The following is a 14,818-nucleotide window of genomic DNA, read 5'->3' as shown; positions in this document are numbered from 1 at the left end:
CATTGGCAGATCGTAGTTACCACGAAGACCGGGAGTTCATTATGGCTTCACCAGCCGAAGCGACCATGGCGCAGATCAACGAACTGATCAGCCTCGATACCACCAGCCGCGACAGCAACCTGCCACTGATCGACCTGGTGGTCGGCAAGCTCGACGCGGCCGGCATCAGCTCGCAGCTCATCCACAACGAAGATGGCAGCAAGGCGAACCTGCTGGCCACCATCCCGGCGGCCGACGGATCGCGTACCGGCGGCATCGTGCTGTCCGGACACACCGACGTCGTCCCGGTCGACGGGCAGGACTGGTCCAGCGAACCATTCAGCGCCCAGGTCCGCGACGGCAAGCTCTACGGCCGGGGCACCTGCGATATGAAGGGTTTCATCGGCGTCATCCTGGCCAAGCTTCCCGAGCTGACGGCCGCGAAGCTAGCCGAGCCGATCCACCTGGCCTTGTCCTATGACGAGGAGGTCGGCTGCGTGGGTGCGGTCAGCCTGGTGGAGGAGATCACCCGCCAGGAACTCGCCCCGCGCGGAGCGATCGTGGGGGAGCCGAGCAGCATGCGCGCCATTCGCGGGCACAAGTCCATGAACGTTTTCCGAGTGGCGTTCAACGGCGTCGCGGCGCACTCCTCGCTGCCAGGCGAGGGCCTGAATGCGATCTCCTACGCGCTGCGCTTCGCCAGCTTCGTCGAAGAGGTCTCCAAGGAACTGCGCACCGACGGCCCGTCGGATGCCGCCTTCATCGAGCCGACCACCACCATGAACGTGAACCGCATCGACGGGGGCATCGCGGTGAACACGATCCCTTCGCTATGCGTGGTGCACTTTGAATTCCGTTCGCTGGCGGTCGTGGATCGCGCAGCGCTGATTCAGCGTTTCCGCGACTACGCAAGCGAGCTCGAAGCGCAGATGCAACAGGTCAACTCGGCAGGTTCGGTGGAGTTCGAGCAGATTGCCGGCGCCCCGGGACTGGAAACCGTCCAGGACGCCGAGATCGTTGGCCTCAGCGCCGCCTGCGGTGCGATCGCCACCGACGAAAAGGTCACCTACGGTACCGAAGCCGGCCTGTTCTCCGCCGCCGGAATCCCCACCGTCGTCTGCGGCCCGGGCGACATCGCGCAGGCGCACGCCCCGGATGAGTTCATCGAACTGCAGCAGCTCGTTGACTGCGAGAACTTCATTCTGCGTCTGGCCGAAGAGCTGTCCGCATGAGCACCAGCGAACAGATAGCTACCCCGCAGCAGCTGGCCGTAGCCCGCAAGGCGGTTATTTCCTCCTCCATTGGCGCCGCCCTTGAGTGGTTCGACATCATTGTCTACGCCACCTTCGCCACCACCATCGCCAAGCTGTTCTACCCGGAGTCCAATGCGAGCTTCGCGCTGATCCTGACCTTTGCGACCTTCGCCATCTCCTACCTCATCCGGCCGCTGGGCGGCATGGTGCTCGGCAGCTATGCGGACCGCAAGGGCCGGAAAAAGGCGCTGACGCTCACCTTGATGCTGATGATGGTCGGAACGCTGATCATGGCGGTGGCTCCCACCTATGCGATGGTCGGGGTCTGGGGTGCGCTGATCATCCTGCTCTCACGCATGATCCAGGGCTTCTCCGCCGGCGGCGAGTTCGGCACCGCCACTGCATTCCTGATCGAAAGCGCGCCGCACAAGAAGGCGTTCTACTCCTCGTGGCAGGTCGCCGCGCAGGGCGTCTCGATGCTTTTGGCTTCCGGATTCGGCTACGTGCTGACCACCCAGCTGTCCCAGGAGTCCCTGGAAAGCTGGGGCTGGCGTGTGCCGTTCTTCGTAGGCCTGCTCATCGGTCCGGTGGGACTGTATATTCGTGCGCGCCTGGAAGAGACCGAGGAGTTCATCACCACCAAGAAGGTCAAGTCCCCGCTGGGCGAGTTGTTCAGCCAGCATTACGGGCGGCTCCTGGCCGGATCGGCGGCCATCGGCGTGGCCACGATCTCGGTGTACATGATCTTGTACATGCCGACCTTCGCGGTGACGAATCTGAATATCCCAGCCGATGCCGCGTTCCTCGGCGGAGTTGTCGCCGGCACCATCACGCTGATCAGCGTGCCATTGATCGGGCACCTCGCTGACCGGGTGGGTCCGGCAAAGGTCATGACCTGGGCTGCGGTCGGCGCGCTGGTGCTCGCCTGGCCGCTGTTCAAGCTGATGACAAGCAACCCGAGCATCCCGGTGATGATCCTGGTGATCGCCTTGCTTGGCGTGATCATGTCCTTCTACTTCGGACCGTTGCCAGCCTTGATTTCTTCGCTGTTCCCGGCAGCCATTCGCGGTTCGGGCATCTCGGTGACCTACAACGTCGGGGTGACCCTGCTCGGCGGAATCGCGCCGCTGGTGCTGACCTGGCTGCTCAGCGTGACCGGATCCTTGGACGCGCCGAGCCTGTACTACATGGCCATCGCCGTGGTTTCGTTGATCGGCCTGGCCTTCATTCGCTTGCGCTACAAGCTGCGCTAGCCCTCGGGCGCGGCCCCAAGCCAAACGGCTTCGATCTTCCCTTGTGGAAGATCGAAGCCGTTTTTCGTTGCGCGCCCCTAGCGGACTACCAGCAGCACCGCGGTCCAGTGGCAGAGGAAGGCCAAGACCGTGCAGGCATGGAATAGTTCATGGAATCCGAAGACCGTAGGGATCGGGTTCGGTCGCTTCATCGCGTAGAACACCGCACCCACGGTATAGAACAAGCCGCCAGCCAGAATGAGCAGCAGAACCGCAGGGCTCGCTGCCCAATAGGAGGGGATATCCATGACCACACCCCAGCCGAGCAGGATATAGAGCGCTACGGAGAACCAGCGTGGTGCCGATGGCCAAAAGGTCTTCACCAGAACCCCGAGTACGGCGCCGGCCCAGATGATCGACAGCGTCAACGTGGCTTGCGGCCTCTCCAAGATCTGGATGGCAATCGGAGTATAGGTACCGGCGATCAGCAGGAAAATATTCGCGTGGTCGGCGCGCCGGAACCAGACCATGGTCTGCGGACTCCAATTGCCCCGGTGGTACATGGCCGATGTCGCGAACAGCGTAATCGAGGTGAGCACAAATACGGCGGTAGACCATTCCGCGGCCGCACCCTGAGCGAGAACCACCAAGAGCAAGCCCAAGATGATGACCAGCGGGGTGCTCCACGCATGAATGACACCGCGCCATCTGGTCCGTTCGGTTCCTGGGGTCGGCTCCCGACGTTTCCTCGGCGGGGTCGGCTCGTTGGCTTCGGAGAAGTTGCCTGTCATGCGGTTCCTTAGCTAGTCGAAGACGTGTGCCTAGTTGCTTGAAGTCTACGTGAGACCAGCAGCTTCGTTTTCCACACTATTGGGCATCAAATGCGCCGATGACGTGTCTGTGAACGAAAGGCATTCGTCGTTCAAGTCGCTCAATATCGGCTCTGCCTCCGGCCCTCGTGCCGGAGCGCTCTCGGGGAATTGGCGGGTTAAGCTACCTATGTGGTTGAAGATTCCGTCAAAGCTTGCTGTGGTCGATCAGCAAGCCCGATCACCTCTCAACCATCGTCATTCACTTGCGCAAAGGGGAGAGGCAAATACTGCGCCGTCTTCTAGCCGTGCTCGCGATTGGCTCGGTAGCTTCGGTCGACATTAATCATGTGGCGGCACTGAAGAATGCGTGGATTTCCGGAGGCCAGAAACTGCCCCAGCCGCAGCGGCAGACGTTAGCCAACGAACCGTTGAAACTGATGGCTTCCTCGGCGTCGGCAAATCGCCAAAAAGGCGCAAGAACGCGGCCGAGTGGATGCCGAAAAATAAATCCTTCCGGTGCCAATATGTGGCCACCCAGATCAGCGTGAAGAAAAAATACGCCTTGCCGGTAACCAAGGCCGAAAAGAATGCCATGAAAAAGGTCCTGAGAAGTTGCCGGAGCCAAAGGCTGCCAAGGTAAAGCCGATCAAGCCAACCAGTAAAAAAAGACACTGCCACGCCGCAGATTCCGGAGAACATCAAGATCAGATACGCGGCGGGCAGCTAAGCCGGACGCGCGACTACGCTGGAGGATCTAGCCGATTAGCGGGGGATGGCAAGGCAAGGGGCCCGGAAATCGATTAATGTCGATTTCCGGGCCCCTTGAGACCTTAAGCCCGAGGACTAGGCGCCTCGGGAGCTGATCAAGCCCGTTTCTTGGTGATGAAGCCCCAGATGACCAGGACAATGAGCGCACCGCCGATGGCGAGCAGCCAGCTTGAAAGCGACCAGAACTTATCGACACCAACATCGAAGATAGCGCTACCGATCCAGCCGCCGACGACAGCGCCGACAACACCGAGCAGCAAGGTCATTATCCAGCCGCCGCCTTGCTTGCCTGGCAAAATTGCTTTTGCGATAGCTCCGGCAATCAATCCCAGAACTATCCATCCAATAAATCCCATGGTTCTCTCCAATGGTCTAACTATCAGAAGTGGTCGGGTTTGACCTACTTGGTGGTGGCACTACTCGCCTTTGAGTAGGAGTTCCACGTCCTTGGCAATTTTTTAGGAGAATTTTTGGAAAACTCTCAACCGCCGCCTGAAGGTTTACGAGTATTCGCGGCGACCCGCGAGCTGACATGCATGGACTCTGTGGAGCTCGGATTTGAGGGATTTTTTCCTTGACACGCGAGGGTGGCGCTTCTAGTCTGTTTAAATCTGCTTTTATATCAAGCAAGGCCAATAAAAGCTGATATATGTTTCGCGCACGACGGAGTGAATAATGACATTGAACAACCTGCCCATCATCGTGATGGGCGTTTCAGGAAGCGGCAAATCCACCATTGGAGCCCTTCTCGCCGCTCACCTAGGGCAGGAATTCATCGATGGGGATGCGCTGCATCCGGAGGAAAATCGCGCCAAAATGGCCGCGGGAATTGCCCTCGAGGATGCAGACCGCACCCCATGGCTGCAGATCATCGGCAACACCTTGGCGTCGAGCCGTACGGCAGGCGCACCGGTGGTCATCGCTTGTTCTGCACTCAAGCGGGCTTATCGAGATCTGATTCGATCCCACGAACCGAGCACACTCTTTGTTCACCTCACCGGTGGCAAGGACTTGATTGGCGAACGCATGGCGGCGCGAGAACACGAGTTCATGCCGAGCTCCCTGTTGATCAGCCAGCTGGCTACGCTTGAAGAACCAGGCAGCGATGAGCATGTGCTCCTCGGGGATATTGCACACACTCCAGAGCAAATCGTCAATGATCTGCTCCAGCAGCTCCAACTCCAGCACTAGACCCGAAGCGCTAATAACCTCCATTGATCAAGGAAGACAATGACATCTGAGCTCGAAATGAACTGGACGCTGGGAACCCCAGGCCTCCTTGGAGTAGCCGTGGCGGCCGTCGCGTTGCTGCTGCTGCTCATTATCCGATTCCGCGTCCACGCCTTCGTGGCGCTGGTGCTGACCAGCCTACTTACGGCCGTTGCCGCCGGTATTCCGGCAGGTTCGATCATCTCCACGATGACCAGCGGTTTCGGAAGCACCTTGGCCAGCGTGGCTCTCCTCGTGGGTCTGGGTGCAATGCTCGGACGGATGCTCGAAACCAGCGGTGGCGCCGAGGTGCTGACGAATTGGCTGATCGATAAATTCGGCGAGGACCGTGCGCCGCTGGCGCTCTCCGTCGCCTCGCTGCTGTTCGGCTTCCCGATCTTCTTCGACGCGGGCCTCGTGGTCATGCTGCCGATCATCTTCACCGTGGCTCGCCGCCTCGGCGGATCGCTGCTGTTCTACGGTATTCCCGCCGCGGCCGCATTCTCTGCCATGCACATCTTCGTACCCCCGCACCCGGGTCCGGTGGCAGCCTCCGGCCTGCTGGGCGCCAACGTGGGTCTTGTGCTGATCATGGGTCTGATTGTTGCGATTCCCGCCTGGTACATTGCCGGGCACCTGTTCGCCAAGTTCGTCGGCCGCAAGTTCGACATCCCGGTTCCCGATATCTTGGGTGCCGCGTTGGGCAACGGCCAGGACAAGAACCACTTCAAATCCTCCCCATCGGTCGGAACCGTTTTCAGCTTGCTGCTGCTCCCGCTGGGCTTGATCTTCCTGAACACCGGGCTGAACATGCTCGGTTCCGCAGGCGTGGTTGATCCGGAAGCAACCTGGGTTCAATGGTTGCGGCTCCTGGGTGAAACTCCAGTCGCGCTGATCATCACCGTCTTGCTCGGGATGTACCTGCTGGGTTTCCGCAAGGGCAAGGACAAGACCCTGATCGAGACGATCGTCGATTCGGCGCTCGGCCCGGTATGCTCAATCATCTTGATCACCGGTGCCGGTGGCATGTTCGGTGGCGTCCTGCGCGCCAGCGGAATCGGCGACGCCATTGCGTCCTCGCTGGAGAATGTCGGACTGCCGCTGATCGTTGCGGCCTTCCTGATTGCCGCCGTCGTCCGCGTGGCGCAGGGCTCGGCAACCGTTGCCTTGACCACCGCGGCTGCTATCGTCCAGCCCGCGGTGCTGGCCGACGCCTCGCTCAGCGCGCTGCAGGTAGTGTTGATGGTCCTTGCGCTGGCGGCCGGCTCGGTCATTGCCAGCCACGTCAACGACTCGGGCTTCTGGCTGATCTCCCGCTTCTTCCAAATGGACGTTCCCACCACCTTGCGGGTGTGGACCGTGAGCCAGACCCTGATCTCGCTCGTCGGTTTCGCCGTGGTCATGGTGCTCTATGCGATTGCCAGCATGTTCGCCTAGCCTCTTGGATATGTGGCGACAGCTTGCCTCCCGGAATCTGTGGATTCCGGGAGGCAAGCTGTTTAAGAATGCCGGGTAGTAGGTCGCCTGTCATCGGGCAGCTAGGTCCACCGCAGCCGTTACTTGCCGACTTTCGAGTACAGGGCGCGCACCGCGGCCCGTACTCCGGTGCTCAAGGTCGGTTCGAGCACCGGTGCGAAAAACGGTGAGTGGTTCGCCGGTGGGGTTCCGGCGGCCAGAGTTTTGGCGTCGTTTCCACCGAAATACCAGAACACGCTTGGCACGCCGATCGCCGAGCCAAGGGCTCCGAAATCCTCGCTTCCCATCACCGCTTGGCCCGGCAGGACCCGTTCCGCGCCGAATTCGGCGTGGAATGCTTCGGTGAGCCTCGCGGTTTCCGCCGGATCGTTGTAGAGCGGCGGGAAGTGCGAGATGTCTTCGATCAGTGGTTCCGGGGCACCGGAGGCGCCGGCTTCCATGGTGATTATGCGCCGGATCGAGCCAAGGACCGTCTCGCGGACCTTCGGGTCGAAGGTGCGCACGTTGAGGGTGAAGATCGCCCGGTCCGGAATCACGTTTTCCTTCAACCCCGCATGGAATGAACCGACGGTCACCACTGCGGCGGACTGCGGGGCCACCTGCCGCGAGACAATGGTCTGCAAGCGCATCACCATCGCCGCGCCGAGCACGATGGGGTCGATGGAATGCTCGGGCATCGAACCGTGCGAACCCTGGCCAAACACGGTGACCCGGAAGGAATCGGCGGTGGTCATCGCGGCGCCCTCCATGATGGTAATCGTTCCGGCCAGCCCGTTCATCACATGCTGCCCGTAGATCACCTCGGGTTTTGGGGCCTTGTCCCACAGGCCGTCGTCCACCATGGCCTTGGCTCCGGCGGCCGTTTCCTCACCGGGCTGCAGAATGAAAACGATGCTACCGGCCCAATGCTCCGTTCCCTGCGCGTAAAGCTCGGCGGTCTTGAGCGCGGTGGCCATGTGGGTGTCGTGCCCGCAGGCATGCATCACCGGAACTTCGGTTCCGTCCTCCAAAACCCCGCTGGCCCGGCTGGCATAATCCAAACCGGTGTCCTCCAGGACGGGCAGCCCATCGGTGTCCGCGCGCAGGCCGATCACCGGCCCGGCCCCATTGCGCAGCACCCCCACCACCCCGGTGCCCCCGCAGCGGAACACCTCAAGACCAAGCGCCTCCAAACGCGCCGCGAGATACGCGGCGGTCTGCTGTTCCTGCATTGAAAGTTCGGGGCTGCCATGCAAATGCTTGTAGGTGTCGAGCAGATCGGCCGCCATGGCCTCGGTCATTTTCAGTGGCTGCGGGATGTTGCTCATCGGAGTTCCTGGTCCTTTGACAAGTAGGTGCGGCGGAACCACGCAGAATCGCCGCAGTGAATCGGCTCGTTGCTAATACACCGGACCCTCCGGCGGCACCTCGCCCTCGGAGTCTTCCGTGGACGGCAGGCTCTTGCGGTCGCGTAGCACCCAGGCCAGCACGGCCGTGGAGATCACGGTGATCGCGGTGGAGAACAGCGCCATCTTGGGGGAGAGCGGCGACAGCACGAAGACCACGATCAGCGAGACCACCAACGCGATCACCGCGGCGCGCGGGGACTTCTGGCTGACGATTGCCTGGATGAGAACCGCACCCATCACCGTGGGCAGGATGTAGACCTGGACGGTGTTCACGATATCGGCGGGAATCACGCTGACCAGCCAGGTGCCGAGCAGCCCGACGAAAATGAACAATGAGGTCAGGTGAACCGCGGCCGCACCACAGATGGCAGCGACCGAGGACAGCTCACCCTTGCGGGTTCCGGGCCTCACCCCGATGGTCGACTGGGCGATCATGGCCGCGGGAAGCAGCTTATTGGAGATGTTGCCAATCATGAACGCCTGGTACATGGACGAGGCGCCGAGGATCGGGTAATAGGTCAGCGGTTCAACGACCCAGATCACGCCAAAAACCGCCGCTAGGGCGGCGAAGGCGGCGAGGACACCGGCGAGTTCAATATCGAGCCCGGAGAAGAAGACCAGATAGGTCGGGGCCGCGAGAGAGAAAAAGAGGCCAATGATCATGGTAATCCGGCCCCAGCGCGAGGTGGTCTTGTCGAAGGTTCCGAGCGCCTCGTGGATTTCGGTGGAATTGCTCATGATGTGCTCCTTGAATCCAGTGTGGGCTAGGCACGCGTAGCGAGGTGCGTGATGGCCAATGACAAGATGATGGCGATGCCCAGTGCCCATTCTTTGATCCAGGGCCGGTCCACGCGTTTGGCGAGGAGCATCAGCAGGGTCATGATCACCGCCGAGGAACCGAAGGCGACCACATGGATCCAGGATTTGGGAAGCTCGCCGATGCCGAGCACCATAAAGGCGGCGACCATCGCGGCCCCCGGAACGATCATCATGATGGCGGGGTTGACCTTGCGCAGCGCCGAATCACCGCGTTTGAGCAGCGGGGTGAGCACCAGCGTGGCGATCATCCAAATGGCACCGCCAAGGCTCATGGCCGCAAGCGCCAGGCCGAAGACCGCTTGGGTATAGGTGGGGCCACCGAGTTCGGCGCCGGTGGAATTCACCGCGATGGCCGCGGCCGCGGTTTCATAGGATACCGATCCGATCAGACCAATGCGGACCAGCACGGCCGGGGTTCCGAAGACCGTGAGCAAGGCGACCGCCACCATGACTACTGCCAGCGACGGGCCCAAAGCGGAGATGGCGCCTGCATTAAAGCTTCTCTTGATCTCCGCCTGGCTCATTCCTATATGAGGCGCCGCGATTTTGGCGGCCTTCATGTAGATGATGCTCTGGAGCACGATGACCAAGAAAACGCCGACGGCGCAGGCCCAAAGCACCGGCGAATTGGCTACTGCGAGAATATCGGTGGAATTGTTGTCCACCACGGCTGGGAAGTGCATCAGCGGTCTACCCCTCAGCGCATGGTTCACGGCGGTAAGCGAGCGCCGTGTTGAACCAGTTTCATGCCCGATGCACAACTCAGGCACTTCTCGTCGGGGAACCGTTATGCCCGGTAACTGCGCCCCAAGGTTTCCGTACGCGGCGGGGCTCGGGGGTGAATGAGGCTGGCCGAAGTGAGCCCCACCGGTGTCCGAGCGTGCTCCGGGATTCACCGGCCACGAGTGTTCGGAAGACTATGCAATTGTTCGTGGCCTGTCGCCGCGTGCCACTAACCATACTTGACTTACGTCACATCGAAAACAGTTTTTTCGGGTGTTCTGCCACAGCTCGCAAGCGCAGAATAAATCTCTGACCAGCGATTAAAGGTGTCGGGCTCACTCGGGGGCGGGTCGTGGTCCGTGGTCGCGCGGCGCTATTTTTTCGTATTCGGATCGACGAATACGCGCGGTGCGCCGTCCCACAGGCTGCAGATTTCGTTGTGCGTGCGGCGCATAATGCTTTCCATATTGCGCCGTGCGCCGAGCGCATCCACATGGGAGATGCTTTCGGCAACCGACTGGTGCCAGGCCAGGGCCTCCTCATGCGGGCGTTCGGGCATCAGGCCCAGTTCGGTGCGTCCGCGCAGGATCGCGGCAATGGGGGTGGCCAGATTCGCGAACATTTCATTGCCCGAGGCGGCGAGCACCAGGCAATGAAAGCGGATATCCAGTTCGAGGAAGCGACGCAAATCGCCCTGGCGTCCGTAATGATTCATCTGGGCCGAGATCAGCAGAAGCTCTTTGCGCATCGCTTCGGGGGCAAACTCTGCGGCTAATTCTGCGGCCATCGGCTCCACCGAGATGCGCAGTTCGGTCAGCGAGCGCAGCTGGGCGCCGCGTTGCTCGCTCGCCAGGCGCCAGCGGATGACCTGAGTGTCGTAAGGATTCCACTCTTCGGGCCCCAGAACCCTGATGCCTACGCGTTTGGTGCTGGTGACTAGGCCGCACTGCGCTAGAACGCGCACCGCTTCACGGATCACGGAACGGGAAACCTGGAGCTTTGCCTCCAGCTCGGCGGCCAGGATGATCGATCCGCGCGGGATCTGCCCGTTGACGATTCGGGAGCCGAGGTGCTCAACCACATGAGCGTGCAGACTAGTTGCCATGGCGTCAGTTTAGCCAATATCTGCTGGTCAAGATGCGCTGGCACAGCCGAGGCGAAAAATAAATATGCTTTAAAAAGCGTTCAGGTCTGGGAATCGATGGGTGCGCACGCGTAGAATAGAACCCGTCACATGGCCGTGATGGAGGCCGTGAGTTCCCGGTTTCCAAAAAACGGTACAACTCCCCGGTAACTGATGGAGACTTATTTTTATGCCTGCACAGATTGGTGTCACAGGTCTGGCCGTGATGGGCGCGAACCTCGCCCGCAACTTCGCCCGCAACGGATACACTGTCGCCCTGCACAACCGCTCGGTCGCCAAGACCGATGCCCTGCTAGAGACGCACGGCGATGAAGGTGACTTCATCCGCACCGAATCGCTCGAAGAGCTGGTCGCGAATCTCGAGACCCCGCGCCGCGTGCTGATCATGGTGAAGGCCGGCGGTCCGGTTGATTCGGTCATCGATCAGCTGGTGCCACTGCTCGAAGAGGGCGACATCGTCATCGACGCCGGCAACTCGCACTACACCGACACCCGCCGCCGCGAAGCGGCACTGACCGAAAAGGGTCTGCACTTCGTTGGCGTTGGCGTCTCCGGTGGCGAAGAGGGCGCACTGCTCGGCCCATCGATCATGCCAGGCGGGTCGGCCCAGTCCTACAAGGCTCTGGGCCCGATGCTCGAGAAGATTGCGGCCAAGGCCGACGATGGCGCTCCATGCTGCGCATGGATCTCCACCGACGGTGCCGGCCACTTCGTGAAGATGGTGCACAACGGCATCGAGTACGCCGACATGCAGGTCATCGGCGAAGCCTACGACCTGATGCGCAATGCCGCTGGCATCGAGCCGGCGAAGCAGGCAGAGATCTTCGCCGACTGGAACAAGGGCGAGCTCTCCAGCTTCCTGATCGAGATCACCGCAGAGGTCCTCGGCCACACGGATGCCGCCACCGGCAAGCCACTGGTTGATGTCATCCAGGACTCGGCAGGCCAGAAGGGCACCGGTCGCTGGACCGTGCAGTCCGGCCTGGATATGGGTTCGCCGGTTTCGGCCATCGCCGAATCGGTCTTCGCCCGTTCGCTGTCCTCGCAGCGCGAGATCCGCGCGGTGGGCCAGGAAGTCCTGGCGGCCAACACCACCGAGGTCACCCTGCCGGAGAACTTCATCGAGGATGTGCGCCAGGCGCTGTTCGCCTCGAAGCTCGTCTCCTACGCACAAGGCCTGGACATGCTCACCTCGGCTGCCGGTGAGTACAACTGGGAACTGAAGATGGACGAGATCGCCGGGCTCTGGCGCGAAGGCTGCATCATTCGTGCCGCCCTGCTCAAGGACATCACCGCCGCCTACTCGGCAGATGAGAAGCCGGTCAACCTGCTCTTCGCTCCGGCCTTCGCCGAGGCAATCGCCAAGGCCGTGCCGGCTTGGCGCCGCGTGGTCTCGGTTGCAGTGCAGCTGGGTATCCCAGCGCCGCTGTTCTCCTCCTCGCTTGCCTACTACGATGGCCTGCGCCGCGAGCGTTTGCCGGCAGCGCTGACCCAGGGGCTGCGCGACTACTTCGGCGCGCACACCTACCGACGCGTCGACAAGGAAGGCACCTTCCACACGCAGTGGAGCGGTGACCGCACCGAGGTCGAGGCAGTGGACACCCACTAGTCTTCACGTAAAACGAGCACACCCGCAGATTCTTCTTAGAATCTGCGGGTGTGCTCGTTTAATTGGAGGTCAGTCGGCGAGCAGCAGTTCTGCCGTGGCCAGCAGCCGCACGGCCTCCTGGGGCGCTATGCGCACCAGGGCGAAAGATGCGACCACAAGGCCGGTGATCGCGGTGCTCAGCATGCCCGCGCGCTCCGCACTCGCCTCGGGCAGCGCGCTGGCCACGCCACGGAGTATCGCGGCCTGCAACTCGGCGCGGTATTCGCCGATGATGCGCGAAATCTTCGAGTCCTGGGCCAAAGGTGCGCTGGCGGTATTGATCAACAGGCAGCCATGCGCGGCGGGCAGGGATTCTGGGCGGGCAAAAACGGCGGCGAGCCCCTGCAGGTAGTCGGTGAGCGCCGAGGCCGGAACCTGGTCTGCGAGCAGCGGGAGCAGCCGAGGCCGCACGATTTCTTCGAGGTAGCTGACGACAGCCGCATCGAACAGGCCACGCTTGGAACCGAAGGAATTGTAGATACTCGAGCGGCTGAGTCCCGTGGCGGCTTCGAGCTCGGGCACCGAGGTAGCCTCGAAGCCCTTCGACCAGAAAACCGAGCGAGCATTTTCGATGACTTCCGCGCGGTCGAAAGCTAGTGTTCTTGCCATCACATACCTTTCCACTTTCGGTAACGACCATTCCAGTATATATTGAAATGGTCATTACAAAATAACTTGGGCCACTAAGCCCGTAGGGAGCCCTCCATCATGGTTATTACCGGACTCGTGCTTGGCGCGTTGGCAGCAATCATTCACGTCTACATCTTCTTGATGGAATCCGTGTGGTGGACCACCCCGCGAGCGCGCGCAATTTTTGGAACCAGCGAGGCGGAAGCGAAGGCCACCAAGGAACTGGCCTTCAATCAAGGCTTCTACAACCTGTTCCTCGGAATCGCGGTTTTGCTCGGTGTGGTGCTTTTCCTCATGGGCCAGCCGGTGATCGCAGCCACCTTGGTGCTCACCGGTGCCGGTTCCATGGTGCTTGCCGCCACGGTACTGCTGATCTCCAGTCCGGACAAGGCCTCCGCGGCGCTGAAGCAGGGAGTGCTGCCGCTCCTCGCGGTGATCTTCATGATCCTCGGTCTGGCCCTCTAGGTTATTTCCGTACCCGACAACCGCCCCCAGAAAGGTACTCATCAGGATGAGCGAATTTACCAGTACGCAGATCCAGCTAGCTAGCCGTCCCACCGGCTGGCCAACTGCCGAAAACTTCAACGTCACCACCAGCGCCTTCGGGCCGCTGCGTGCCGGCCAGGTGCGAGTACGCAACGAATTCCTATCCGTTGACCCATATATGCGCGGACGAATGAGCGACGCGCGTTCCTACGTTGCGCCCTACGGGATTGGCGAACGGATCACGGGAGGCGCGATCGGCCGCGTCGTCGAGTCCGCAGCCGAAGAGCTGCCGGTCGGAACGGTGGTGCTCCACCAGCACGGCTGGTCCGATACCGTCCAGGAAGAAGCCTCCAGCTTCAGCCAGGTTCCCGAGATTCCGGGCATGCCCCTGTCATTGCGCCTGCATATCCTTGGGATGACCGGGTTGACCGCCTATGTTGGCCTGACCGAGATTGCCTCGTTGAAGGCCGGGGAGACGGTCTTCATTTCCGGCGCCGCAGGTGCCGTGGGTACCGCGGCCGGACAGATCGCCAAGCTGCTCGGAGCCAAGCGGGTCATCGGTTCTGCCGGCAGCGCCGAGAAGGTCGAATTGCTCACCAGCAAGTACGGCTACGACGCGGCGTTCAACTACAAGGATGGCGATGTGCGCGGCCAACTGGCCGCCGCCGCTCCCGAGGGAATCGACGTGTTCTTCGACAACGTCGGAGGCGAGCATCTCGAAGCGGCGCTAGCTTCCTTCAACGACGGTGGACGCGCCGCACTGTGCGGGGCGATCTCCGGATACAACACCACCGAAAAAGCCGCCGGACCGGACAATATGGCCAACCTGATCACCCGCGGGCTCAAGCTGCAGGGCTTCACCCTCTCCAGCTACCTGCACCTGTCCGGAGAATTCGGGCAGCAAATGGGGGATTGGTTCGCCGCGGGCAAGATCGCCTACGACGAGACCATCGTCGACGGCATCGAGCACACCGTGGATGCGTTCCTGGACATGATGCGCGGCGCCAACACCGGCAAGATGCTGGTGCGGATCTAGCCGCCAGCACCATGAAGTGAGTGCCACTGGGCTCTGCAATGACTTTGCAGAGCCCAGTTGCGCTCCTGCTGTCTCCCGTCGCTGCCAGAGTGCATTGAGAATTTTGCCGACCAAGACCATGCGTGATTCGGTGAGCCAATCCGCGGGCCTGGGGATTCAACCATGCTTGGCGAGGCGAAATTCGCAGGCTTCGGAACTTGGCCGGTCACCGCTCG

At 61.4% G+C, this 14,818-nt stretch carries 15 protein-coding genes; 7 read left to right on the top strand and 8 right to left on the bottom strand.

The genetic code is table 11. From position 1 onward, the window contains the following. Nucleotides 1-41 precede the first annotated feature (41 nt). Together argE and ACT3TP_RS08085 are read left to right on the top strand one after the other, a co-directional pair. Nucleotides 42-1,211 (top strand): acetylornithine deacetylase, encoded by a 1,170-nt coding sequence (gene argE, locus ACT3TP_RS08090; RefSeq protein ID WP_176484199.1) that lies wholly within the window; start codon nt 42-44, stop codon nt 1,209-1,211. Then, nucleotides 1,208-2,485, top strand: a complete 1,278-nt coding sequence (locus ACT3TP_RS08085) for an MFS transporter (protein WP_096286993.1) — start codon at nt 1,208-1,210, stop codon at nt 2,483-2,485. Before argE ends, ACT3TP_RS08085 begins: the two co-directional genes overlap by 4 nt. 77 nt (nt 2,486-2,562) lie before the next feature. Here the strand turns inward: ACT3TP_RS08085 and trhA are convergent, their stop codons facing one another. The 3 genes from trhA to ACT3TP_RS08070 form a co-directional block, all read right to left on the bottom strand. Next, nucleotides 2,563-3,255, bottom strand: coding sequence for a PAQR family membrane homeostasis protein TrhA (gene trhA, locus ACT3TP_RS08080; RefSeq protein WP_444620321.1), 693 nt, complete (start codon nt 3,253-3,255; stop codon nt 2,563-2,565). A 360-nt stretch (nt 3,256-3,615) separates the two neighbouring features. Beyond that, nucleotides 3,616-3,870, bottom strand: a complete 255-nt coding sequence (locus tag ACT3TP_RS08075) for a hypothetical protein (RefSeq protein ID WP_141393552.1) — start codon at nt 3,868-3,870, stop codon at nt 3,616-3,618. A gap of 269 nt (nt 3,871-4,139) precedes the next feature. Continuing rightward, nucleotides 4,140-4,400, bottom strand: a complete 261-nt coding sequence (locus ACT3TP_RS08070) for a GlsB/YeaQ/YmgE family stress response membrane protein (protein ID WP_105552041.1) — start codon at nt 4,398-4,400, stop codon at nt 4,140-4,142. A 319-nt stretch (nt 4,401-4,719) separates the two neighbouring features. On the opposite strand from ACT3TP_RS08070, the gene ACT3TP_RS08065 reads away from it, so the two are divergent. Together ACT3TP_RS08065 and ACT3TP_RS08060 are read left to right on the top strand one after the other, a co-directional pair. Then, complete coding sequence (locus tag ACT3TP_RS08065) at nt 4,720-5,235, top strand: gluconokinase (RefSeq protein ID WP_217990385.1); 516 nt, start codon at nt 4,720-4,722, stop codon at nt 5,233-5,235. A 39-nt stretch (nt 5,236-5,274) separates the two neighbouring features. After that, entirely contained in the window at nt 5,275-6,690 is a 1,416-nt protein-coding gene (locus ACT3TP_RS08060; RefSeq protein WP_105552042.1) for a GntP family permease, read from the top strand. A gap of 119 nt (nt 6,691-6,809) precedes the next feature. Here ACT3TP_RS08060 and ACT3TP_RS08055 read toward each other — a convergent pair whose 3' ends face one another. From ACT3TP_RS08055 to ACT3TP_RS08040, 4 genes are all read right to left on the bottom strand, one after another. Next, nucleotides 6,810-8,036 carry an amidohydrolase gene (locus tag ACT3TP_RS08055; RefSeq protein WP_444620318.1) on the bottom strand — a complete coding sequence of 409 codons (1,227 nt, stop codon included), beginning with the start codon at nt 8,034-8,036 and terminating at the stop codon, nt 6,810-6,812. A 72-nt stretch (nt 8,037-8,108) separates the two neighbouring features. Beyond that, nucleotides 8,109-8,855 carry a hypothetical protein gene (locus ACT3TP_RS08050; RefSeq protein WP_105552044.1) on the bottom strand — a complete coding sequence of 249 codons (747 nt, stop codon included), beginning with the start codon at nt 8,853-8,855 and terminating at the stop codon, nt 8,109-8,111. Between the two features lie 26 nt (nt 8,856-8,881). Then, complete coding sequence (locus ACT3TP_RS08045) at nt 8,882-9,619, bottom strand: DUF5058 family protein (protein WP_444620316.1); 738 nt, start codon at nt 9,617-9,619, stop codon at nt 8,882-8,884. 413 nt (nt 9,620-10,032) lie between these two features. Beyond that, entirely contained in the window at nt 10,033-10,764 is a 732-nt protein-coding gene (locus tag ACT3TP_RS08040; protein ID WP_096286976.1) for a FadR/GntR family transcriptional regulator, read from the bottom strand. 208 nt (nt 10,765-10,972) lie between these two features. Here ACT3TP_RS08040 and gndA point away from each other — a divergent pair, with 208 nt between their 5' ends. Further along, entirely contained in the window at nt 10,973-12,412 is a 1,440-nt protein-coding gene (gndA, locus tag ACT3TP_RS08035) for an NADP-dependent phosphogluconate dehydrogenase (protein ID WP_105552045.1), read from the top strand. Nucleotides 12,413-12,481: 69 nt separating this feature from the next. On the opposite strand, the gene ACT3TP_RS08030 is transcribed toward gndA, so the two are convergent. Further along, on the bottom strand, nt 12,482-13,060 hold the full coding sequence (locus ACT3TP_RS08030) for a TetR/AcrR family transcriptional regulator (RefSeq protein ID WP_096286972.1): 579 nt from the start codon (nt 13,058-13,060) through the stop codon (nt 12,482-12,484). A gap of 99 nt (nt 13,061-13,159) precedes the next feature. Between ACT3TP_RS08030 and ACT3TP_RS08025 the strand changes: the two genes are divergently transcribed. Both ACT3TP_RS08025 and ACT3TP_RS08020 read left to right on the top strand, forming a co-directional pair. Beyond that, entirely contained in the window at nt 13,160-13,546 is a 387-nt protein-coding gene (locus tag ACT3TP_RS08025; RefSeq protein WP_105552046.1) for a DUF1304 domain-containing protein, read from the top strand. A 46-nt stretch (nt 13,547-13,592) separates the two neighbouring features. Beyond that, nucleotides 13,593-14,603: an NADP-dependent oxidoreductase gene (locus ACT3TP_RS08020; protein ID WP_096286968.1), complete on the top strand. Its 1,011-nt coding sequence runs from the start codon at nt 13,593-13,595 to the stop codon at nt 14,601-14,603. Nucleotides 14,604-14,818 lie beyond the last annotated feature (215 nt).

The sequence above is a fragment of the Glutamicibacter sp. AOP38-B1-38 genome, from assembly GCF_052377485.1.
Taxonomy (GTDB): Bacteria; Actinomycetota; Actinomycetes; order Actinomycetales; family Micrococcaceae; genus Glutamicibacter.
The sequence above is the reverse complement of the archived record's forward strand: the minus strand, read 5'-3'. Positions and strand labels throughout refer to the sequence as shown.